Genomic DNA, 23015 nt, shown 5'->3' on the forward strand with positions numbered 1-23015 from the left:
TGAAATTTTATTCAATAAAAAACCGCCCAAACTTGAGCGGTCTTGTAATCGTTCTTAACGATTAGGAACACTTAGGCATTTTTTGCCATGGTTTCAGCAACTCGCAATACTTGAGTGCTATAGCCCATTTCGTTGTCATACCATAGGTACATCACTGCACGGTTGTCTTGCGCAAGCGTAGATTTGGCATCCCAAATCGCCACTTTTTCACAGCCAACAAAGTCGGTAGAAACGGCTTCATCAGAATCTGAGTAAGCAATTTGCGCTTGCCATTGTTCGCTCTGACTGGCTTCTTTGATAAAGGCATTGAGTTCATCGCTTGAATTGACCGGGTTTTTGAAATTCAAATTCAAAATCGCCAGGCTCACGTTTGGCGTTGGTACACGTACCGAGCTGCCTGACAATTTGCCTTTTAATTCTGGAATCGCTTTACTGACCGCTTTGGCAGCGCCTGTGCTAGTCATCACCATATTTAAGGTTGCAGCACGCCCACGACGCTCGGCTTTATGGTGGTTATCGACCAAGTTTTGGTCATTGGTGAACGCATGGATGGTTTCCATGTGACCGTTTTCAATGCCGTATTTATCGTTTAAGAGTTTAAGCGTAGGGGTAATCGCATTGGTGGTACAGCTTGCCGCTGATACGATGGTATCACTACCGATGGTGTCATCATTGACATTATAGACGATGTTTTTGATATCGCCCGACGCTGGGGCAGTCAATAGCACTTTTTTGGCACCTTTTGACTGTAAATGCTTGCCAAGACCTGCTTCATCTTTCCATTTACCGGTGTTGTCGATGATTAAGGCATTGTCGATACCATAAGACGTGTAGTCGATTTCGCTTGGGTCAGCGGCATAAATGACTTTGATAAAACGACCGTTGGCGATGATACCGCTGTTTGCTTTATCAACCACCACTGAGCCATCAAACCAGCCATGTACCGAGTCACGCTCAAGCAAGCTTGCACGTTTTTCCAAATCGGCTTCACCGGCTGGACGGACGACGATGGCTTTTAATTGTAAGCCTTTATCTGAGGCAGGACGGCTCATCAGCAACCGAGCCAAGATACGACCGATACGACCAAAACCATACAACACGACATCTGTCGCAGGCACTTCGTCACCGCTGGTAAAGCTGTCGGCTTGTTTACCTGATTTTAGCGCTTGACCCAAGTCCACGGTGGTATGGCTTAGATCTTGGTCGTTTAACGCGGTGACAAAGGCGAGCGTATCAGCGATGTTAAGGGCGTTTTTGTCATGATGGGCGATGATATCAACAAGGTTTAAGGCAATGCGGTTGCCAAAAAACAGCACATCGACGCCTTTATTGGCTAGGGTATTTAGCTCAACTAACAACTGAATCGCTTGGGCTTCTTGATTTTTGCGAGTAGTGAGGTGGTCTTGGTAGAGATTGGCAGACATAGTATGACCTTTTTTTGTGAAGGAAAAATAAAATCTGTGGAAAATGCAGCAATAAATAAACGCCTAAATTGTAACGGAATTTAGGCGTTTTAGCAATTTTAAAGCAGGGTGTTTCAGCTAGCAAGCTTATCGGCTGTTTTGTACGGTTTTTTGCAATTTACTGACATCGTACCCTTGAGATTTTGCGGTAGCGACCATTGTTTGATAAGTGTCTTCATCCATCGTGGGTGTGCGTGACAAAATCCACAAGTATTTTTGGTTTGGCGTACCTACCAACGCATGGTTATAATTGGGGTCTAAAGCAAGCACCCAATAGTCGGCTTTACCCACAGGCAACCAACGCAATCCTTGCGGCAAGAAAGTAACTTTAAGTTTACTGCCACTATCGCCATTTTTGGTGGCTTCACCAATGCTTTGCATGGGTTTGCCGTCTTTGCCCATACACTGGTTATTAACTTCCACCTTGCCTGTCGGTTGTAGGGTATAAGTGGCGGTGACATCACTGGCACAGTTACGCTGAAAAAACATCGGCAAACGGGCGATTTCGTACCATTTGCCCGCATAACGGTTTAAATCAACGCTTTGCACCGCCTGAGCTTTACCAATGCCTGTGGACTTGGCGGTGGTTTCGGTTGAGGTGTTTTTGGTGGGGGTGGTGGTGGAGCAAGCACTTATCGCAATTAATGTACCTGCAATACCTGCCACTGCTAACGTTTTTTTACTCATTATTTTCATTGTCTATATCACCTTATTTTACTCAGTGTTATTGCGCATTAAAGTAGTCATTTTAGCCCAAAATAAACGCTCAAACGGTGACTATTGGGGCATTTTTTGTCAGCCAGTTGTTACAACGAATGCGCTATTGTTAAATAGCAAACGCCCAAACGCTTATGGGCTTTTTTCATTAGGTTAAAGATTGTACACAGTTTCGCTAACAAACCAACTCAGTTAAAAAGCAAGTTAAAAAAGCAAGTTAAAAAAGTAAATTAATAAAGCAAATCGCTCTACCGCCCACAAAGTATGTCACCAAGTTGTAACAAAAAGTCAACCTGTTGGCTACTTTTTATACCTTGTCGAACAATAACCGAATACCCGCGATTCCCATCGCCCCATGCTCATAGGCGGTGGCTAAATCTGCCTGCCCCACCCCGCCCAGCGCAAACACCGGCACATCACAGATTTTTGCCAATTCACCCAAGGTTTGCCAGCCCATGCCCCCACTTTGAAAGGTTTCTGGATGTGTCGGTGTGGCTTTCACCGGGGATAAAAAACAGCCCATGACAGTGTGCGAGGTTGCCAAGGTATTTAATCTGCTTAGGCTATGTTGGTCATGGCAACTGGCAAAATAGTGATAATTTTTTGATAAACTTGAGAAATCAAGCGTCATGAGTTGTTGGTGATTTAAATGTACCATGCCGTTTTTTAACCACGCATCTAAACGCTGAAATAAGCGCTCAGGTAAGTACTCAAATAAGCGCTCAACTGTTGCATATTGAATAATCGGGGTGATATCCGCCCTTATCGTGAGTAAGCCATCAATCATAGCGGTGGCATTTTCATCGCTGGTTTGCGGGCGAAGATAACAATGGGCACTTTGGGGCAGTTTTTGGCTATAAAAATCAACCCACTTATCCACACTAACCAAGCTATCTAAAGGCTGGGTGATATAAATTGTATTAGGCAATTTTAACCACTCTAAAATGCGGGCATTGGCATCGGGCAAAGGGTACTGATTGGCGACCAAGTCTGACTGATGAACCCATGTGACGGCTTGACCTTCCTTGCCTTTACCCTGTTGTAACCCATCAAACTGGGCTTGGCTCACTCGAATTTTAAAGACATGCAATGCCACGGTTTTATCAGCATAATCATGGCGTATCACCCCCATTTTGACTGCGGTATTTTGCGCGATATCCAAGCCAATCTCTTCATAGACTTCACGAATTAACCCTTGTGTTGGGGTTTCATCTGGCTCAATTTTCCCCCCAACAAATTCATAGCGATTGCCTTGGTGTTGACTAGCATGACGAAATCCCAGTAGATATTGATTGTTAAAATGTATCACCGCGACTGCCACATTAACGACTTTTGACATATTTTTCTCAAACTGTTGATTGTTACCCATTATAAAGCATTAAATTTGATGAAAAAGTGAAAAAAGTCACTTGACGACCCATTAAATATAAATGATAATCATTATCAATTAAAAACACTATTCGCTTCATCCTCAGAGAAAAGGAGTATCCCATGCTACACTTATTAAATCGTGCCAATCTCATCCAACAAAGTTCCTTGCCAACGCTATATTCCAATCATTTATTTGCGCTGACCAAAGAGATTCGCATTCAGCATGACGGCGAAGAATACCGTCTTCGATTGACCCGTAATAACCGCCTAATACTCACCAAATAGTGACTTACCAAATAGTCCCGGTGAAATTGTGAAATTGTTAATAAAAAAAGCCAATCTTCTTGAGAGTGGCTTTTTTAGAGGACTAAGTTGATATTTACTGTTGCTAGTCACTGTGCGCAGTTACTGGCAACAATCAACTGAATTAACCCATGCGAATAGCCCCGTCCAAACGAATAACGTCGCCATTGAGATAGCTATTTTCGATGATGTGTGCCACCAATTTAGCAAATTCTTCTGGATTGCCCAAACGTTTGGGAAAAGGCACGGCTTGCTCAAGACTGGTACGGGCAGCTTCTGGCAGGCTTGCCATCATCGGTGTGCCGAACACCCCTGGGGCGATGGTCATGATACGTATTTGATGACGCTGCAGCTCACGCGCGAGTGGTAAGGTTAAGCCCACCACACCTGCTTTGGATGACGAATAACTGCCCTGCCCGACCTGACCATCGAATGCGGCAATTGAAGCGGTGTTGATAATCACACCTTTATCTTCATTATTATCTGCAGTATTTTTTGCCATCGCCGCCGCTGCCAGTCGCACCACATTGAAAGTGCCGATGAGGTTAATCTGGATACCACGGGTAAAGGTGGTTAAATCGGCTGGGTTGCCTTCCTTGTCCAGTAATTTTTGCACCACCACGATACCGGCACAGTTGATTGACCCTGATAATTTACCAAATTTGTTCACACCCGCCTCAATCGCATTTTTGACATCCGCTTCGCTGGTGATGTCACATTTTGCAAAAATCACGTTGTCGCCCAATTTCGCCACTAATTTCTCACCGGCTTCTTGGTTCAGATCGGCGATGATAACATTTGCGCCATGCGCCACCAAATAACGGGTTGTCGCCTCACCTAGACCTGACGCGCCGCCTGTGACCAAAAATGTATTATTTTGTACTTGCATTGTTTTTCCGTTAACCTGTTATTTTTGTTGGTGTTAAAAGCAGTGGGTTTATGTGATTAAATTTTTCACGGTTATGGCTGTCGGTGTACGGGGCAGCATGGTTGATACCCGATCGCCTTTTTTCACCCCCAAAGAAATAAACAGATTGCGGGGTTTGGGTGTCAAGATTGTCCATGACAGGCTCCTAATGTCGTCCATGAGATAGGAATAAGTGCCAGTGTCAACGGTCACCCACTAGCTTAAAATAACGCTGACTTGAAATAAATCTGGCTTGGAATAAATTTGAGTTGATACAACCAGTTTTTTTACGATGGGCTCACAACTATTGCCGATTTACACTCACGCTGATTTATTTGTATCTCGATTTACTTGTCTCAAGTCAAGCTAACAAATTCCTTTTGTCAGCTTATGATGCCTAAAATTTTGGACAATTTCAAGTATTATGATATGAATTGTATCGTTTTAAAAATTTTACTGTTAACCAATAAATTTAAAAAAATGCGCTTTATAGTGGCGCAGTTCACGAATCGAATCACGGATATCATCAAGTGCCAAATGATTTCCTTTTTTCTCAAAGCTTGACAAAATATCGGGGCGCCAGCGATAAGCCAGCTCTTTGACCGTTGACACATCTAAGTTGCGGTAATGAAAAAACCGCTCAAGCGTTGGCATTTGACGTGCCAAAAACCGTCTGTCTTGGCAAATCGAATTGCCACACATCGGTGAGCGTCCTGATTCGACATATTTACTCAAAAATGCAATGGTTTCGCTTTCTGCTTGAGCCATCGTCACATTACTACGGCGAATACGGTCAATCAGTCCCGATTGCCCATGTTGGCGCGTGTTCCAATCATCCATGCTGTTGAGCACGATGTCAGGCGTATGGATGGCAAACACAGGACCTTCGGCTAGGATATTGAGTTCACTGTCAGTCACTATCGTCGCTATCTCGATGATGGTATCGTTGAGGGTATCTAGACCTGTCATCTCAAGGTCAATCCAAATCAGATGTTTTTTATCAACCGCCATACTGCTGCCTTTTCATACGCTTTAACAAATAATCCGCCATCTTAGCAGATTTTACAGGTAAAATATCGGTTTTGTTGGCGATTGCTCATGCCTGCCCATGTAGCGAGTCCAAAAGTATTGTAAAATTTTATAAGGTGTTAGTATGGTAAAAAATCCCCTAGTGGCTGAGGTAGTAGATAGCGTATGGCGTTAATCCGTAAACGTAAACTCACTGACCAGCAAACCCGCCGCATCCAAAAACAGCAAAAATCCCAGCAAGTGCTGGACGATGCCCAGCTGATGGATGGCATTGTTGTCGCAAACTTTGGCAAGCAGCTTGAAGTCCAAGCCACTAGCCTACCGCAAACCCTGCCTGAAAAACCGATTGTCGCCGCTGACGAGCCAGAGCCGTTTTGGCAACCCATCACCCTGCACAGTGTTTGGCGTTGTCACACCCGTACCAACTTGCCACTGATTGCCACTGGGGATAAAGTCCGCTTTGTCGCTGACCCAAATACAGGGCTTGGACGCATTGAAGCGATTTATGATAGACAAAGCATCATCTACCGCCCTGACCGTTACCACAAGCTCAAACCCATCGCCGCCAATGTCGATATTTTAGCAGTCGTATTTGCGCCGCTGCCGCTGCCGTCTGCCCAGCTGATTGATCGGTATTTGGTGGCTTGCCATCACTCAGACATCACGCCATTACTGATTTTAAATAAAGCCGATTTGTTGGCAGATGGTAGTCATAGCGAGGTGACAGAGCTACTGTCAGCCTATCAACAGCTTGGCTACGCCACCTTGGTGACCCAATCGAGTGGTGACTTAACCCACCTAAAAAACACCGTTGCCGGCAAGAATGTGATTTTTGCTGGTCAATCAGGGGTTGGTAAAAGCAGCTTGGTCAATCAGTTATTGCCTGCCGCGGGACAATCAGTCAATGAAATTTCAACCATTTCACAGTTGGGTCAACATACCACCACTACCAGCCGATTTTTAGCGTTTGACCCGATGGCGCTCAGCAAAGGTGCCATTATTGATACGCCCGGTATTCGCGAATATGGGCTTTGGCATTTGACCCCTGATGATATTTTACAAGGCTTTATCGAGCTTGCGCCGCTTGCCCCCTACTGCCGTTTTCGCGATTGCAAACATACCGAGTCCACGCCCAATTGTGCGATGTGGCAGGCAGTAGCAGACGGACAGGTGCTAGCAAGGCGGGTGGAGAATTTGGTACTCCTGCAACAAGAAGCGGCCTCGCAGGATTTTTAAGCTTGCGATTTTAGACTAAATATTAGACTAAATAAAAGTTTCTTAAAATTGACAACTACCGTTATAATACAGTCAATTTTTTATGGGCAATCAAACGATAATTTTGAAGCAATGCCCCTGTGGAGGATATCTTGGAACGTTGGTTTGAGTTTATGGGTCATCACCCATTTTTATTTGGCACCATGTTTGTGCTAATTGTGCTATTTTTTATGCTTGAGAACAAACGCGGCGGCAAAAAAATCAATCCAAATGCAGTGGGCTTGATGGTTAACAACCAAAACGCTCAGCTGATTGATATCCGCCCACGAAAAGATTTTGAAAAAGGCTATATCAAAGGCAGCCGCAATATCCCGTTTACTGAGCTAAAAGATCACGTTGACGCACTTCGTAGTGCTGACCATCCTATTATCATCGTTTGCCAAATGGGTATGACTGCAGGTACCGCAGTGGCAATGATTGGTAACGACAACGTTTATCGTCTCGATGGTGGTATTACCAATTGGCAAGCCGCAGGTTTACCTTTAGTGGTAGAAAAAACCGTGTCCGGCAAAACCAAATAAGACTGGTTGGCTGTTCACAATTTGAAATTTGAATCGCCAAGCCCCATAACCATCAATAACGCTTTATTATCTCATCGGTATCTGATAATAAGCTTTTAACCCATTTTAAAAAATCCAGAAATAAGGAGATTGTTATGGCTATGGTGAAAATTTATACCACACCGACTTGCCCCTACTGTATGCAAGCTAAAATGCTATTAAAAAACAAAGGTCAAGCATTTGAAGAAGTTAACATGTATGATGTGACCACAGAAGAACGTCAGGCATTGGCGCAAAAAACCAATAATTATCGCACAGTACCGCAAATTTTTATTGGTGATAATTTCATTGGTGGTTATGACCAACTCGCTGGTCTTGAGCGTCAAGGCAAACTTGATGGTTTATTAGCGGATTAATCGTTCGCAGATTAAAAAAATTTACTAGAACTTTACTAGATAAATAATGCCCATTATAAATACAGTTGATAGTTTTTAGACTAGTTTTTAGAAAAATTTAAAGCTGTCATATTGTTATAATTCCCGTAAAAACAGTTAATTGAGGACACTATCATGGCAGACGAACAAAACTTACCACAACTGGCGCTAGAACGTATCTATGTTAAAGATATGTCATTAGAAGTACCGGGTGCAGAGGTATTTACCCGTGAATGGCAACCAGAGCTTGATATCAACCTATCAAGTGCCGCTGAAAAATTGGACGATGACCACTACCAAGTAATATTAACCGTTAATGTGACTGCCAATAACGGTGGGGAAACCGCGTTTATCGCAGAAGTACACCAAGCGGGCATCTTTATGTTGCAAAATATCCCTGAAGAACAATTGGGCGCAATTTTAGGTGCGTATTGTCCAAACGTATTGTTCCCTTATGCCCGTGAAGTGGTCAGTGACATTGTGACCCGTGGTAGTTTCCCACAATTGTTACTTGCGCCAGTCAATTTTGACCAAGCCTATCAACAAACGCTTGAGCAAGGTAACTAATTTTTTTAAAGTTAACTATTTTAAAGCTAACTAATTTTTAAGTGTCAAAAATTAAGAGCAGGCTAAGCCCTGCTCTTTTTTTATGTAAATTTAAGGTAAATCGTTAGGACTTGGTGCGCCATTTGGTGATGCTTGCCAATGACATAACGCTGCTTCAAATACAGCATAGTCAACCCCAATTGCCTCTGCCGTTTGTACCGCCAAACGCTCTAACTGAGGGTCTGTGGTGTAATGACCAAATAGCAATTTTGCGCCACGTTTTGGGCCTGTGGCTTTAGTCAAATAGCAGTGATCGGCTTTGATGGCTAAAACTTTAAGATAGCCAAGTAGCGATAAAAACTCAAATTTGGCTAATCGTCCAAATCGATAGATGTTTAGGGTTTTATACCAGTGGGCAAAGCGTTGTTCAGCGCTCAAATCTTGTTGTATCCCTCCATTGGTTAAATTTGCTACCCCACCTATATCAGCAAGCCAATGCCCGTAACTATCCACTACTTGGGGCAGCTGTTTGATTGACTCATATTTGCGATGTTTACCGAATTTAAAGCTTATTTGATGACTTTGACACTCACGAACCCACTCTACGATTACTTGAGGGTTGGCGGTCATCGTTGCCCAACTTAGTAAGGGTTTACTAGGTTCGTCAGCACCACTAAAATTGCCATACAACAGGCGTAAATATTGCCATTGAGATTGACGGTTGCCCTGTAACTGTGGGCTATCACCGACATGAATGAGTAAAAAAGCCAACCAAAGCGACTCGGCGATATCGATACTTTGCCAATATAATATGGCTTTGACAGGGTCAAAAAACGCGCTATTGGGATTGGCTCGCTGCGTTGACCAATAAGTGGGGGTAACTAGTGTACGCTTGGCTAACGCGGTCAAATACTGTGCTTGCCGTTCGCTAGCGACCAAATGATTAGCAAAAGCGGTCAATTGCCGCTGTGACGTCTGGCTAAAGGCATGGGTGCTTTGCTGATAATCCTGCAGCGCTTGATAAAGTTGTGTCGCTCGTTCAAGGTGTGTGATAATCATGGGGTTTTCCAATCCCAACCAATTGGGCTCATATGGATTAAAGCATGAATGATTAAAACGACAAACCGATTAATCAAATAAACGCTTAATCAAATAGACATAGGTAGCAAATGATGTTGAATCCAGCCGCGATGAGCGAAGTATCCAATCCGTGCCGTGTGGCGTGTGTCACAGGTGGCGCCAAACGAATTGGTCGGGCGCTTGTGCTGGCACTGCACCAAGCCAATTATAATATCATTATCCATTACCATACCAGTGAATCAGAAGCCATCGAACTTGTTAATTACTGTAATGCCATTCGCCCACAGTCAGCAAAAAGCGTGCAAGGGGATTTAGAGAACTTTGAAACGTTGCCACAATTGACTTGGCGCATAATCAACAGTTTTGGTCGATTGGATTGTTTGGTTCATAATGCCTCACGCTTTTACCCGACGCCCTTTGGTCAAATCTCTCAGCAAGACTGGCAAAATTTATTTTTGACCAATGCGCAAACCCCGTTATTTATCAGCCAATATTTATACCCTTATCTAAAAAAATCGCAAGGCTGCATTATAAGCATTTTGGACATTCACGCCAATGGCAAGCCATTTGGGGGTTATACAGTCTATAACATGGCAAAAGCCGCGCACCAAATGATGGTGCAGTCGCTAGCAATCGAACTAGCGCCCGATATTCGCGTCAATGGTATCGCGCCGGGTATTAACATTTTACCCATGGAGGGCTCTGAGCAAGCGCTCACCGCCCAAACGATTGAAAAAATCTGCCATGCCGTACCGTTAAAAAGAATTGGCACACCGCAAGATATCGCGCAAGTGGCGGTATTTTTGGCAGCTGCCCCGTATATCACAGGGCAGATTATTGCCGTGGATGGCGGTCGTAGTTTGACCTTAGCGGGTAACGAAAGCAGGCAATGAAAACAGCTAATCACAGCCGGCAGCCAGAGCAAGTAAAGCACCTGACTAACCGCAGCGCATCAAACTTTTGAAGTTTTGAATAACGTTTAATGATGTTTTTTGAGTAATTCCATTAATTCTGCTGGAATGTCATCCTCATTGCTGGCGCCATTTTGATTAGCGCTGTCATTGTTTTGGTCAAAGTTTTGTGACGTGGGTAGCTCGGTCAAAGCCTCTTGGGGTTGTCTTTCACCTAGGGTCACATTGACGCTGCTTTGCGCTTTATTACGCATCACTTGTAGATTAACCACACTGTTGGGGGCTTTACGTGCGACCATTTGAATCAGTGTATTGGCATCATTGACAGGTTTATTATCCATTGCGGTGATGATATCCCCTTTTTGCAAGCCCGCTTTGGCAGCAGGACCATCACGCATCACGTTCATCACTTCAACGCCCTGCGTGTCATCACTGAGTTTGGTTGGGTCTTTCATCGAACTTTGTAATTCAATCCCAAGCCAGCCGCGGTGCACTTTACCATTTTTAATAATGCCATTCATCACAAGCTTAACAATCTCGGTAGGAATCGCAAATCCAATCCCCATCGAGCCGCCCGAGCGTGAAAAAATCGCGGTGTTGATACCAACCAGCTGACCATAAGCATCGACCAGCGCACCCCCTGAGTTACCGGGATTGATAGCGGCATCGGTTTGGATAAAATCTTCCACCGTGTTGATACCCAGTCCCGTGCGCCCCGTTGCCGAGATAATACCTTGGGTGACGGTTTGACCGACCCCAAACGGGTTGCCAATTGCCAACACCACATCGCCCACTTGGGTCGACTGTTCACGAAATCCTAAGGGTTTCAGCCCTGTCAAATCAACCTTAATCACCGCCAAATCACTTTCCACATCGTTGCCGATGACTTTTGCCGTTGCCTTGCGACCATCATTGAGCATCACGATAATGTTATCGGCTTTAGAAATCACATGCGAGTTGGTGACAATATAGCCATCTTGCGAAATAATAACCCCCGAGCCTAAATTGGTATTATCGCTTTCGCCATTAGGGATACCGTGATATTCAAAATAGCGGCGCATCATCGGGTCATTCATATAGGGATGCTCCTCGATTTTTTGCGTGGTATAGATATTGACGACTGACTGGGCAGCGACAGCGACAGCATTGTGATAAGATGCCACCGCAGCATTTGGATTGTCACCGAGTTTTTTGGTATCGACAGGCTCAGATTTCGGCGGCTGCCAACCGGGCTGACTGGCTACCACTGCTTGATTTTTTTGCCAAGGCAGCTGTGGCTTGGTCATCATCCACAAACCCGCCAACAGCACTAGCAGTAACAAAATCCAGGGTAGTATTAGAGTAAATTTGTTAGGTTTACGATAAGTAGGCGGCAAAACAGGTGGGGTTTCCAAAGGCTTGTCTGAACGGGGGTCTGTCATAGTCAACGTTTCTCAACGATAGGTCAGAAAATAGACGGGTTTGAGCGAAAAATACAGTTTAGTCTAACATTGATTATTTAGTGAGTTGAGCCGATTTTTTATTAGTTTTGTTTCAAAAGATATCTTTGATATTACGGGCTTCATTATTGTATTCAATGATGACTGGATTATCATAAAAAACCGCAGTCACAATAATGACTGCGGTTTTGAAAGCTATCGCTATATTAACGCTGTATTGGAATTTTTCAGACGTCTTTACGACGCATATGCGGAAACAAAATCACATCACGAATACTTGGTGCATTGGTAAATAACATCACTAAACGGTCAATACCGATGCCCTCGCCTGCAGTCGGTGGCAAGCCATAGGACAATGCTTCGATAAACTCTGCATCATAATGCATCGCTTCATCATCGCCTGCGTCTTTCTCAGCCACTTGTTGTTTAAACCGCTCGGCTTGGTCGATTGGGTCATTGAGCTCGCTAAAGCCGTTGGCAATCTCACGCCCGCCGATAAACAGTTCAAAACGGTCAGTAATTTCGCTGTTGTCATCGTTACGGCGTGCTAGCGGTGAGGTTTCGGCAGGATATTCTGTGACGAAGGTTGGTTGACGCAGTTTGGTTTCTGCGGTTTCTTCAAAGATAATGGTTTGCAGTTTGCCAATCCCAAAGATATCTTTAACGTCTTGTTTGAGTACATTTTTGGCATAATCCGCTAGATAATCACGGTCTGCGATTTTGCTCATGTCAAAATTATCCGCGTATTTTTCAATCGCTTTGGTCATTGGCAAGCGTTCAAAAGGTGCTTTAAAACTAATTGCTTCACCTTGATAATCAATCTCTGTGGTACCTAAAATATCGTTTGCCAGTTTTTCAAACATATTTTCGGTTAGTTTCATCAAATCTTCGTAATCGGCATACGCTTGATAAAACTCAATCATGGTAAATTCTGGGTTGTGACGCGCCGACACCCCTTCGTTACGAAAATTACGGTTAATTTCAAACACACGCTCAAAACCACCCACGACTAGACGTTTTAAATACAGCTCTGGCGCAATGCGTAAAAAAAGCGGCATATCAAGCGCATTATGATGGGTGACAAATGGGCGAGCCACAGCGCCCCCTGGGATGACGTGCATCATCGGGGTTTCAACTTCCATGTAACGCTCGTTAAGCATATACTCACGAATCCCTGCAATGACTTTACTACGGATAATAAAGGCGTTACGGCTGTCTTCATTGGTCATCAGGTCAAGATGACGGCTACGATAGCGAGCCTCCGTATCGCTTAACCCATGGAATTTGTCTGGTAGTGGGCGTAATGATTTGGTCAATAATTGTACTTCGGTAGCATGCACAGATAATTCACCGGTGTTGGTTCGAAATACATACCCTGTCACACCAATAATGTCTCCGATATCCCATGTTTTAAAGTCATTATAAATCTCTTCGCCCAAGTCGTTTTTGCTGACATAGGCTTGGATACGACCTGTCATGTCGGCAATGGTCACAAAGCTGGCTTTACCCATCACCCGTTTGAGCATGATACGACCGGCGACTGTCACCATGACTTTATCGCTGTTTGCCAATGCTTCTTTGTCTTTATCAGCAAATTGCTGCTGCAAGTCTTGGGCGTATTCTTTGCGTTTGAATTGGTTTGGGTAAGGGTTTTTGCCTGCTTGTTTGATTAAATCAAGTTTGCTGTGACGTTGTTTGATAAGTTCGTTGACGTCTTGGATGTCTTCCACATGCGCTTCGGTTGCTGCATTTTCAGTTTGGTTTTGCTGTGACATGATGTTTTCCCACAATTTTAGTTACGCTATCAAAAGTTAAAATTTTTATGCCAAATGGTAAAAATACCGAACTTGCCGCGTTTTTCTTCACCACCCTTTTCACTACCAAGTTGAGTCAAACGCAATTCGCCTGCAATTTCTTGTAAATAACCATTTTCAATCATTTTGGCAGAGAGTTCTGGGGTTTTCATACCCAACTGACTCGCTAATTTAGCAATCGTTATTTTGCCATACTCTTTATTTTCTGATGTCGTTGACATTTCATTTACCTTGTCAACTGACATTCTCACTTCTTCACTAATACGAATAATACGCTGTGCTTCTTCATATGCATCGCTATATAGCTGATTATCTGCATCACGAGCGATTAAAATGCCCATTTCATTGTTATTGATTTGGCTAAATTCATATAAATTTAAACTTGTGATAATGCATTCATTCTCGTTCATGTAGCATTTGGCATGCAAATTTTTGCAAAAACTGGTTCGAATGAACGTTAAATTTTTGAGCCAATTAATTTCTTCAGGTTGCAAGTCGCTCTTACCATATACGATACGAATATCAATTTTTAAACGATTTTTATCTTCAAGTAACTCTTTAATTCGTTCATTTAATTTAAGATAAGGGCTAATTAAAATTAAACGGTCAGATGACTTTTTGATGAGTTCTTCCAAATGGTAAGTAGTACCACTGGTATTTAAAAATTTTGCCATCTTATTCTTCCCCACTCACCGATGCCATCAAGTCAGCTTGGTGCTCACGCAGTAGGCTGTCGAGAAGCTCATCTAAGTCACCCTGCATAATGGCATCGAGTTTGTACAAGGTTAAATTAATACGGTGGTCGGTCATCCGCCCTTGGGGAAAATTATAAGTGCGAATGCGCTCCGAGCGATCACCACTACCGACCAAATTGCGACGCATATCGCTTGACGCATCGATTTGTTTTTGTACTTTTTCTTGCTGAATTTTGGATACCAGCATTTTCATGGCTTTATCGCGGTTGGCGTGTTGGCTACGCTCTTGCTGACATTCAACCACCGTGCCTGTTGGAATATGGGTGATACGCACCGCAGAGTCGGTTTTATTGATATGCTGACCACCTGCCCCACTGGCACGATAAGTATCGATACGCAAGTCGGCAGGGTTGATATCTACGGTATCATCAATTTCAATCTCTGGCATCACCGCGACCGTGCAAGCCGAAGTATGCACCCGTCCTTGGCTTTCAGTCTCTGGCACCCGTTGCACCCGGTGTGCGCCCGACTCAAATTTTAAGCGCCCATATACGCCCGTGCCCGATACACGGCTGATGATTTCTTTATAGCCGCCATGCTCACCTTCATTCTCGGACAATACTTCCACTGTCCAACCTTGGGTTGCCGCATAACGCTCATACATACGGAACAAATCCCCGCTAAAAATTGCCGCTTCATCGCCGCCCGTCCCTGCTCGAATCTCCAAGAAGGCAGGCACTTTATCATTCGGGTCTTTAGGCAGCATCATCACATTGAGCACGTCTTCAAGCTCATTGATGGTGTCTTTGGCGGCTTGGATTTCTTCTTGCGCCATTTCTTTCATGTCGCCATCGCCCGTTGAATCTGACAGCATTTCTTCAGCGGTTGCCAAATCTTCTTCCGCTTGGCGGTATTTGCCCCAGACATCGACCAATGCGGATAAATCACTGTGCTCAACCGATAATTCACGGAATTTTTTGTTGTCATTCATGGTTTCTGGCTCAGACAGCATGGCGGTGACTTCTTCGAAACGGTCAGACATTTGGTCAAGGCGAAAACGTAAGGATTCTTTCATAATGATGGCTTAAAAGTTTTGGCTTAATTTAGGGCTTAAAAATAAAAATGGCAAAATAATCGGATATTTTGCCACATTTTGGGGGGATTTGCATGGGTTTCGTGAGAGACAATAAAAAGCTTAGACTTTTTTGACCAACACACCCCCAATTGAGTAACCTGCGCCAAACGAGCAAATCACACTCAAATCACCTGACTGCATATTTTCTTGGTGCTTGTGAAACACAATCATAGGGCTGGCTGAGCTGGTATTGGCATATTCCGCCAGTACCATAGGCGCAATCGACTTATCCGCTTCTTTGCCCAATACGGTGCGTAAAATCAAATCAATCATGTTGGCATTGGCTTGGTGCAGCCACATTTTTTTGAGCTGTTTGGGCTCAATGTGGTTTTTATGGAGCAGTTCAAGGATTAAATTGGACACGGCAGGACATACTTCACGAAATACTTTGCGACCTTCTTGCAAGAACAATTTGTCGGTCACAGGTGCGTCGATATCAGGATACATCGGTGTGCCAGCGGCTAAGAATTCACTGCGATCCAAAAAGCCGTATTCATTTTTAATATTGGTTGAAAACTGGGTAAACAGATGACTATCTAAAATTTCATAGCCTTTGGGTGTGGCTGTTTTTTCGTCAATCTCTTCGATAATCGTCGCGGTTGCCACATCGCCAAAGATAAAGTGGCTGTCACGGTTGCGCCAGTTGAGGTGCGCTGAGGTGATTTCGATATTGACCATAGCGACACGTTTGGCAGTGCCAGCTTTAATCAGACCGACCGCTTGGGCGATACCAAAGGTTGCTGCGCTACAGGCGACGTTCATATCAAAGCCAAAACCGCCTTGCATACCAATGTATTGTTGGATTTCGATGGCGATGGCAGGATACACGCGCTGAAAGTTTGAACAAGCAACAATAATGCCGTCTAAGTCTTTACCTTGTAGACCTGCATTGTCCAGTGCTTGTTTGAGTGCATCTAGACCCATTTCTGCCATGATGGACATCTCTTCGCCAAGCTTGCGATAAGGAATCACAGGCGCCATGATATCTGGATTTAAAATTCCGTCTTTTTCCATCACATAGCGAGATTTGATACCTGAGGCTTTTTCGATAAATTCAGCCGTCGAATGCACGAGTGCCGTCTTCTCACCACGGGTGATGGCATCGGCATTTTTGGCATTATAGTTGTCAACGTATTGGTTAAAAGTAGTGACCAACTCTTCGTTACTGATGCTGTAAGGCGGGGTGTATAATCCTGTGGCAGTGATACAAATACTCATATTAGGATTCCTTTTCTAAACGTAAAACGGCAAGGTAATCATCTAGCTGTTGTTATCAATAATAATGCCGCGATGCATGCCATCGGGGATGGTATTGAACAAACAGATGATTAAAAATAGGGGTGTGGCTTATTATGCCTTGAAAATAGCGATAATGCGATAACTATGTTACAAATTATTTCATAGCCTTAAAGGTACAGAAAACAAAGGCGAGGGTTTTTTGCGAACATACACTCCATACTACTGTATCCCTGCTACTGTCTGGGTCAATCGGTGCTGCGATAAAGCACTACTTGGTTAAACTGCTTGGCTTCGTCCATATCGGGCAAAGTGGTTGTGTTATCTAACGTCGTTACCTTGTGGTAGCGCGGGTGAGCAAAGTTTTTGACGCGGCTATCAGCGACCCAAACCTCATGCGCGTATTGTAAGAACACATCTAATAATGGCAAATTGGCTTTGTCATACAGCACATCCGCGACCAACAGCACATCGACTTTATCCATGCCAAATTGCTGTTTTAACTCGAATAAATTATCTAGCAGCTCAGCCGTTACCCCATTTAATTGCGCATTGGCTTGGCAGCTAGTTAGGCTCACGCTATCGATATCACAGCAAATGACTCGTTTGGCACCGGCCATTTTTGCGGCAATACCGACAATCCCCGACCCTGCGCCAAAATCCATCACCACTTTATTGCGCACCATCTGTGGCTGCTGCAAAATATACTGCGCCAACACTTGCCCTGACGCCCATGCAAACACCCAATATGGACAATTATTCCACAGATTTTCTATCACCGTTGGCGTCAAATCTTCATGACAAAAATCTGCATCAATGAGCCATAAATAAAAAGGTTGATTCGGCTTAGATAGTAACGGCACATATGTCTTGGCAAGATTAGCGCTAGGCAACACTTGCTGCAATGCGGTAATCAGTCGATGAAAAACGATTGACGCGTCAGAAGCATTTGATGGCGTTGAAGTTTTATAGGGGGACGTTTTATAAGCGGAAGTTTCAGCATCAGTCACGTAAAGATTTCCAGTCATGAGTCATAGTGAAAAAATGAATACAAAAAAAATGCACAAAAAAAGGAAGCTTTAAACACTTCCTTTTTTAATTCAAACCCATTATTTTGCTGCTGCTTTTTCTGCCGCTTCTACCGTTTGACGGATGAGTGTATTGATGGTCATTGGACCTACGCCACCGGGCACTGGGGTATAGCTTGAGGCAATAGCTTCGATACCTGTCAGCTCAATATCACCCACGCCACCGCTCGTACCATCCGCATGGGTACGCGGATGAAACCCTGCATCGACCACAACAGCGCCCGATTTAATCCAATCTTTTTTGATAAGTTCTGGTTTGCCCACAGCACCCACCACGATATCCGCTTGTTTGACCAATTCTGCCAAATTCTGGGTACGTGAGTGGCAAATGGTCACGGTACAGTTGGCGTTTAATAGCATCATCGCCATCGGTTTACCCAAAATCGCGCTACGACCTACGACCACCGCATGCTTACCAGCAAGCTCAACGCCGTTTTTCTCTAATAAATACATAATACCTTGCGGGGTGCAAGAACCATACGCAGGCTCACCCATCGCCATATTGCCAAACCCTAAACAAGTCACGCCATCCACATCTTTTGCCAGTGCAATGGCATCAAAACAGGCACGCTCATCAATTTGGCTGGGCACAGGGTGTTGTAGCAAAATCCCATGCACGTCTGGATTGTTGTTAAGCTCGGCAATTTTTGCCAATAGTTGCTCGGTGGTGGTGGCTTGTGGCATGGCAACTTTTAAAGAATCCATACCCACACGTTGACAGGCATTGCCTTTCATTTTGACATAAGTTGCCGAGGCAGGGTCATCACCCACCAAAATCGTTGCCAAAATCGGCGTGCGTCCAGAGTCTTGTTTTAACTTGGCAACCCGCTCGGCAAGTTCAGCTTCCATTTGTTTGGCATACGCTTTGCCATCTAACACTGTCGCAGTCATGGTGGTTCCTCAATCAATAACGAATCGGTCAACAAAAAGTCGGTTAGCAAAAAATTTGCGTTATTTTAACCGATTTTGCGGTGTGATAACATCCATTGAAAATGTTTAACCGCTAATTTAGCGCTCTAATACCCTTCACAATCCTTCATTACATTGCTCAAATGGCTAAAAAAGTCCTTGCACTTTTAAAAATTTTTGCTATCATAGCAAACCTAAATGAAATGGCTGGGTAGCACAGTGGCCATGCATCGGATTGCAAATCCGCGGACGCCGGTTCGATTCCGGCCTCAGCCTCCATTTTCATTTTGCGGTACTATTGTTTTATTATTATGGGTGTTTTGTTATTATGAGTCAGCAATAAACGCGAAAAAATATCGTAAAAAATTGCTTGCAAAGTTAACAAAACTGATTATAATAGCACCCACTTCTGACACAGACACCACACGACGCCAAGCGTCAGTGCTGTGACTACCCTGCCCGGGTGGTGAAATTGGTAGACACAAGGGATTTAAAATCCCTCGCTCTTACGAGCGTGCCGGTTCAAGTCCGGCCCCGGGCACCATTGATTAAGCCTAAACTTTTACGTTTAGGCTTTTTTGTTGCCGGCTATTTTTTAACTTTTACTTTTTGTCTTTCAAATAATGGTTAGCTGCCTAAGTTAATGGCACCACTCTCATCACTTCTTCAAACGTCGTCACCCCTTCGGCAATCTTTTTTGCCCCTGCCAGTCTTAACGGTTGCAACCCATCTTGATAGGCTTTTTGCGCGATTTGCGACAAGTCAGCGCCTTCGCTAATCAATTTTTTAAGCGCATTACTGAGCACCATGATTTCATACAATCCCACTCGCCCAAGATAGCCAGTGTTACGGCAGTGTTCACAGCCAACGGCATGATTGATGGTATCTGGGGCGGCGGCTTTCCAAGGACTGACTAACGCCTGCCATGTCTGCTGCTCAATGTCATTCATGGGCTTATTGGATTTACAATGTGGGCAAAGGGTACGCACCAAACGCTGTGCCATGATGCCCAAAATGGTCGCTGAGGTTAAAAACGGCGCCACGCCCAAATCATGCAGCCTCGTCAACGAACTGGGGGCATCATTGGTATGTAAAGTCGATAACACCAAGTGCCCAGTTAGCGAGGCTTGTACCGCCATTTCTGCGGTTTCGGTATCGCGAATCTCGCCAATCATGATGATATCGGGGTCTTGACGCATCAATGAGCGAATACCGTCAGCAAAGGTCAAATCAATGTTATTTTGAATTTGCATTTGGTTAAATGACGGCTCCACCATCTCAATGGGGTCTTCGATGGTACAGACATTGACTTCTTCTGTCGCCAGTTTTTTGAGGGTACTGTACAGCGTCGTGGTTTTACCCGAGCCTGTCGGACCTGTGACCAAAATAATACCATTGGCTTTACGGGTCATGTCATCCCATTTTTGCAAATCCCGCCCTGTGAGCCCCAACTGTTCAAAAGAGCGCACCAGTACCTCGGGGTCAAATACCCGCATCACCAATTTTTCGCCAAACGCAGTGGGGAGTGTCGATAACCGCAGCTCGGTTTCTTGACCTTTGGGGGTACGGGTTTTGAGCCGTCCGTCTTGCGGTTTACGTTTTTCAGCGACATTGAGTCTTGCTAAAATTTTTATCCGAGCCACTACCGCGGTCATAATTCCAGTCGGCATTTGATAAACGGTATGCAAAATACCATCGATACGAAAACGCACGTTGCTTTTATCTCGGCGCGGCTCTAAGTGAATATCACTGGCACGCTGGTCAAAGGCGTACTGTAATAACCAATCGACAATTTTGACGATGTGTTGGTCATTGGCATCGGGATTTTCAATATTGGCGGCATTGCCCAGTTGTAATAATGCTTCGACATTGGTGATATCGGCATCCGCGCGTTTTTGCTGATGGTTTGCCCCGGCAATGGCTTTGGTGACTTGATAAAATTCTTGGCGATAGCGGTTGATTTGCTCGGGACTGATTAATACGGTTTTGATTTTTTTGGGCGACACGATATGCGCAATATTGAGCTGCCAATCTTGATAAAATGGCTGGTCAGTACCGATTTCCACCGTATCTTGGGTGACGGCGACTGGCAAAATGTGCTGCGAGCGCGCATATTCAAATGACATAATTGATGTCACTGAGGGCACATCGGTTTTCAGCGGGTCAATACGTACATAATCAACGCCTGCTTTTTGTGCCAACCAGCGATTGAGCTGGTCCAGACTGAGCGCGATGTGCGTGGTTTTATCGACTAGATGAAAGCCTGCAATCACTTGCAGGGGATGCAAGGTTTTGCGGTTATGGGTCATCACCAAATTATAATCACGTTGGTCAATGACGCCATCTTTTAGCAGTTCATTAAGACACCAACGGGTATCAATTATCATTGAAAAAGCATGGGATAGCATAGGGTTTCCAAAACGATTGCGCCAATAGAATAGCAATTAGGGTCAATTAGGGACAATCGGGTTAAAGGATTAAAATTATCATAAAAATGAGTGAAATATAAGGCCGACTACTGGTATAGTCCTTTGCCATCAAATCGGTGCAATCGCAAAAAATACAGCCCAGATAAAATCGTCATGATACCCAATATGATAAAACTGTATGAAAACGCGGTTTGCGTCTGTGCCAGCGAGGCGCGAGCGGGCGTCAGTAAATGTAACAGCATCGCCCCAAAGCCAATCCCAAAACTAATCGCCAACTGTTGGTTGACGGACAATAAACTATTGCCACTGCTGGTTTGACTTGGGCGAAGCCGTGCGATACTGATGGTGTTCATCGTGCTAAATTGTAGCGAATTACACGCCCCCATAAAAGTCAAAAATGGCACACTTAGCCAAATCGGCGTGGTTTGATTGAGTTGTGATAGCAGCATGATATTAACCCCAATCAACAAGGTATTGCCCGCCAATGTTCTACGATAGCCAAATCGCTTCACAATACGCGTGACCAGCGGCTTGGTCAACAGCGCGCCCACCGCAATCGGTGCCAACATCCAACCCGCTTGTGACGGCGAATAACCCTGCACCACTTGCAGTAGTAGCGGCAGTAGAAAAGGAATCGCACTCATCCCCAAACGGGTCAGCAAATTGCCAACAATGCCCACCCGAAAGGTACGCACTTGAAACAAATCCAAGCCAAATAGCGGTTGTTGCCCATTACGCGATTCTGAGTATTTGGCGTGATAATAATAGCCAATGAGCAGCATAATCGCCAATAAAGCAACCATCACGGGAAAAACCGCTGAAGCCAGATTATCGGCATGAATATTATTGGCAAACTCGAGCGCAAAGGTAAAGCTTGCCATCGCGCCACCAAACAGCAAAAACCCAAGCAAATCCATACTGGGATTGCGCTGTAGATAGTTGGGCATCAGTTTCCACCCTGCCCACATCCCCAATGCCCCCATGGGAATATTAATCAAAAAAATCCAATGCCAGCTTGCCAGCTCCACCAAATACCCCCCGACCAAAGGCCCAATCACTGGCGCAATCATCGCAGGCATCACCGCATAATTCATCACCGACAGCATACGTTCTCGCGGATAGCTTTTAATCAGCGTTAACTTGCCCACAGGCATCAGCATCGCACCGCCCAATCCTTGCACCACGCGAGAAAAAATTAGGCTATTGAGGGTTGGTGACACCGCACACATCATCGAGCCTGCGGTAAACACGCCAATTGCCACCATAAAGGTGGTCTTAGTGCCATACTTATCGGCAATAAAACCACTAATCGGGGTAAAAATTGCCAAAGTGAGCGCATAGCTAATCACTGTCCACTGCATTGATAACGCAGGCTGATTTAAATCATGCGCCATCGCAGGCAAAGCGGTATTGAGCACCGTTGAGTCTAAAATTTGCATAAACAAAGCGATTGCCACCACGATTGGCAAATATTTGGTTTGCGCGGGGGTTAAGGCAGCTATAGCAAATAGGTCATGCTGTGGCTTTTTGTCTTCGGTAATGATGGAATTTGGCATGGTTAACTTTTAACAATTGCTAAAGGGGCTGTAGTGAAGTGCATGTAATCAAGTAGCTATATAATTGCTTGTAATAAAATCACTAGGGTTAAATGACTAGGATAAATTGGCTATAAGCAAGCAAACTTACGTAACAACGTGGTTCACGATAATTGTTAACTTTCTAATGTTTTGACAG

General features: G+C 44.5%; 22 protein-coding genes and 2 tRNA genes. 8 read left to right on the plus strand and 16 right to left on the minus strand.

Going from position 1 to position 23015, the window contains the following annotated elements; all coding sequences use genetic code 11:
- Positions 1 to 71: 71 nt before the first annotated feature.
- The 3 genes from RTP55_RS02990 to RTP55_RS03000 all read right to left on the minus strand — a co-directional run bounded on the left by RTP55_RS02990 (position 72) and on the right by RTP55_RS03000 (position 3519).
- A complete protein-coding gene (locus RTP55_RS02990; protein ID WP_312384098.1) occupies positions 72 to 1424 on the minus strand; it encodes a glyceraldehyde-3-phosphate dehydrogenase in 1353 nt (450 codons plus the stop codon).
- Positions 1425 to 1550: 126 nt separating this feature from the next.
- Positions 1551 to 2159: a lipocalin family protein gene (locus RTP55_RS02995; RefSeq protein WP_409418407.1), complete on the minus strand. Its 609-nt coding sequence runs from the start codon at positions 2157 to 2159 to the stop codon at positions 1551 to 1553.
- Between the two features lie 328 nt (positions 2160 to 2487).
- A complete protein-coding gene (locus RTP55_RS03000) occupies positions 2488 to 3519 on the minus strand; it encodes an NUDIX domain-containing protein (RefSeq protein ID WP_312384100.1) in 1032 nt (343 codons plus the stop codon).
- Between the two features lie 152 nt (positions 3520 to 3671).
- Here RTP55_RS03000 and hemP point away from each other — a divergent pair, with 152 nt between their 5' ends.
- Positions 3672 to 3836, plus strand: a complete 165-nt coding sequence (gene hemP, locus RTP55_RS03005; RefSeq protein WP_007114963.1) for a hemin uptake protein HemP — start codon at positions 3672 to 3674, stop codon at positions 3834 to 3836.
- A 142-nt stretch (positions 3837 to 3978) separates the two neighbouring features.
- On the opposite strand, the gene RTP55_RS03010 is transcribed toward hemP, so the two are convergent.
- The 3 genes from RTP55_RS03010 to orn form a co-directional block, all read right to left on the minus strand.
- Complete coding sequence (locus RTP55_RS03010) at positions 3979 to 4743, minus strand: 3-hydroxyacyl-CoA dehydrogenase (RefSeq protein WP_312384102.1); 765 nt, start codon at positions 4741 to 4743, stop codon at positions 3979 to 3981.
- Positions 4744 to 4753: 10 nt separating this feature from the next.
- Positions 4754 to 4918: a hypothetical protein gene (locus RTP55_RS03015; RefSeq protein ID WP_157819377.1), complete on the minus strand. Its 165-nt coding sequence runs from the start codon at positions 4916 to 4918 to the stop codon at positions 4754 to 4756.
- A 302-nt stretch (positions 4919 to 5220) separates the two neighbouring features.
- Positions 5221 to 5772: an oligoribonuclease gene (gene orn / locus RTP55_RS03020; protein WP_138017988.1), complete on the minus strand. Its 552-nt coding sequence runs from the start codon at positions 5770 to 5772 to the stop codon at positions 5221 to 5223.
- 183 nt (positions 5773 to 5955) lie between these two features.
- Here orn and rsgA point away from each other — a divergent pair, with 183 nt between their 5' ends.
- The 4 genes from rsgA to secB all read left to right on the plus strand — a co-directional run bounded on the left by rsgA (position 5956) and on the right by secB (position 8566).
- Entirely contained in the window at positions 5956 to 7026 is a 1071-nt protein-coding gene (gene rsgA, locus RTP55_RS03025) for a ribosome small subunit-dependent GTPase A (protein ID WP_312384106.1), read from the plus strand.
- 131 nt (positions 7027 to 7157) lie between these two features.
- On the plus strand, positions 7158 to 7586 hold the full coding sequence (locus RTP55_RS03030; protein WP_007114958.1) for a rhodanese-like domain-containing protein: 429 nt from the start codon (positions 7158 to 7160) through the stop codon (positions 7584 to 7586).
- Positions 7587 to 7720: 134 nt separating this feature from the next.
- A complete protein-coding gene (gene grxC, locus RTP55_RS03035) occupies positions 7721 to 7981 on the plus strand; it encodes a glutaredoxin 3 (protein WP_036589920.1) in 261 nt (86 codons plus the stop codon).
- Between the two features lie 153 nt (positions 7982 to 8134).
- Positions 8135 to 8566 carry a protein-export chaperone SecB gene (secB, locus tag RTP55_RS03040; RefSeq protein WP_050325070.1) on the plus strand — a complete coding sequence of 144 codons (432 nt, stop codon included), beginning with the start codon at positions 8135 to 8137 and terminating at the stop codon, positions 8564 to 8566.
- 90 nt (positions 8567 to 8656) lie between these two features.
- Here the strand turns inward: secB and RTP55_RS03045 are convergent, their stop codons facing one another.
- The gene (locus RTP55_RS03045; RefSeq protein ID WP_312384110.1) at positions 8657 to 9604 is read right to left on the minus strand and encodes an alpha-glutamyl/putrescinyl thymine pyrophosphorylase clade 3 protein; all 948 of its coding nucleotides are present in this window, start codon (positions 9602 to 9604) and stop codon (positions 8657 to 8659) included.
- A 110-nt stretch (positions 9605 to 9714) separates the two neighbouring features.
- Between RTP55_RS03045 and RTP55_RS03050 the strand changes: the two genes are divergently transcribed.
- Positions 9715 to 10518 (plus strand): pteridine reductase, encoded by an 804-nt coding sequence (locus RTP55_RS03050; protein WP_312384111.1) that lies wholly within the window; start codon positions 9715 to 9717, stop codon positions 10516 to 10518.
- 86 nt (positions 10519 to 10604) lie between these two features.
- Here RTP55_RS03050 and RTP55_RS03055 read toward each other — a convergent pair whose 3' ends face one another.
- From RTP55_RS03055 to folD, 7 genes are all read right to left on the minus strand, one after another.
- A complete protein-coding gene (locus RTP55_RS03055) occupies positions 10605 to 11957 on the minus strand; it encodes a S1C family serine protease (RefSeq protein WP_312384112.1) in 1353 nt (450 codons plus the stop codon).
- A 245-nt stretch (positions 11958 to 12202) separates the two neighbouring features.
- Complete coding sequence (gene lysS / locus RTP55_RS03060) at positions 12203 to 13750, minus strand: lysine--tRNA ligase (protein ID WP_312384113.1); 1548 nt, start codon at positions 13748 to 13750, stop codon at positions 12203 to 12205.
- Between the two features lie 29 nt (positions 13751 to 13779).
- Complete coding sequence (locus RTP55_RS03065) at positions 13780 to 14463, minus strand: phospholipase D family protein (protein WP_076774067.1); 684 nt, start codon at positions 14461 to 14463, stop codon at positions 13780 to 13782.
- Between the two features lies 1 nt (position 14464).
- Entirely contained in the window at positions 14465 to 15559 is a 1095-nt protein-coding gene (prfA, locus tag RTP55_RS03070; protein WP_203172078.1) for a peptide chain release factor 1, read from the minus strand.
- A 120-nt stretch (positions 15560 to 15679) separates the two neighbouring features.
- Complete coding sequence (locus tag RTP55_RS03075; RefSeq protein ID WP_312116334.1) at positions 15680 to 16837, minus strand: beta-ketoacyl-ACP synthase III; 1158 nt, start codon at positions 16835 to 16837, stop codon at positions 15680 to 15682.
- A gap of 266 nt (positions 16838 to 17103) precedes the next feature.
- Positions 17104 to 17787, minus strand: coding sequence for a class I SAM-dependent methyltransferase (locus RTP55_RS03080; RefSeq protein WP_062334721.1), 684 nt, complete (start codon positions 17785 to 17787; stop codon positions 17104 to 17106).
- 177 nt (positions 17788 to 17964) lie between these two features.
- Positions 17965 to 18834, minus strand: coding sequence for a bifunctional methylenetetrahydrofolate dehydrogenase/methenyltetrahydrofolate cyclohydrolase FolD (gene folD / locus RTP55_RS03085; protein ID WP_036589930.1), 870 nt, complete (start codon positions 18832 to 18834; stop codon positions 17965 to 17967).
- A gap of 223 nt (positions 18835 to 19057) precedes the next feature.
- Here folD and RTP55_RS03090 point away from each other — a divergent pair.
- Together RTP55_RS03090 and RTP55_RS03095 are read left to right on the plus strand one after the other, a co-directional pair.
- Positions 19058 to 19131: transfer RNA gene (locus RTP55_RS03090), tRNA-Cys, on the plus strand.
- Positions 19132 to 19309: 178 nt separating this feature from the next.
- Positions 19310 to 19396, plus strand: a tRNA-Leu gene (locus tag RTP55_RS03095).
- A gap of 91 nt (positions 19397 to 19487) precedes the next feature.
- On the opposite strand, the gene tfpB is transcribed toward RTP55_RS03095, so the two are convergent.
- Both tfpB and RTP55_RS03105 read right to left on the minus strand, forming a co-directional pair.
- Positions 19488 to 21260, minus strand: coding sequence for a type IV pilus assembly ATPase TfpB (tfpB, locus tag RTP55_RS03100; RefSeq protein ID WP_312384116.1), 1773 nt, complete (start codon positions 21258 to 21260; stop codon positions 19488 to 19490).
- Positions 21261 to 21367: 107 nt separating this feature from the next.
- On the minus strand, positions 21368 to 22837 hold the full coding sequence (locus RTP55_RS03105; RefSeq protein WP_286130640.1) for a DHA2 family efflux MFS transporter permease subunit: 1470 nt from the start codon (positions 22835 to 22837) through the stop codon (positions 21368 to 21370).
- Between the last annotated feature and the right edge of the window lie 178 nt (positions 22838 to 23015).

It is taken from the genome of Moraxella sp. CTOTU47579 (assembly GCF_032004885.1).
Classification (GTDB): Bacteria; Pseudomonadota; Gammaproteobacteria; order Pseudomonadales; family Moraxellaceae; genus Faucicola; species Faucicola tetraodonis.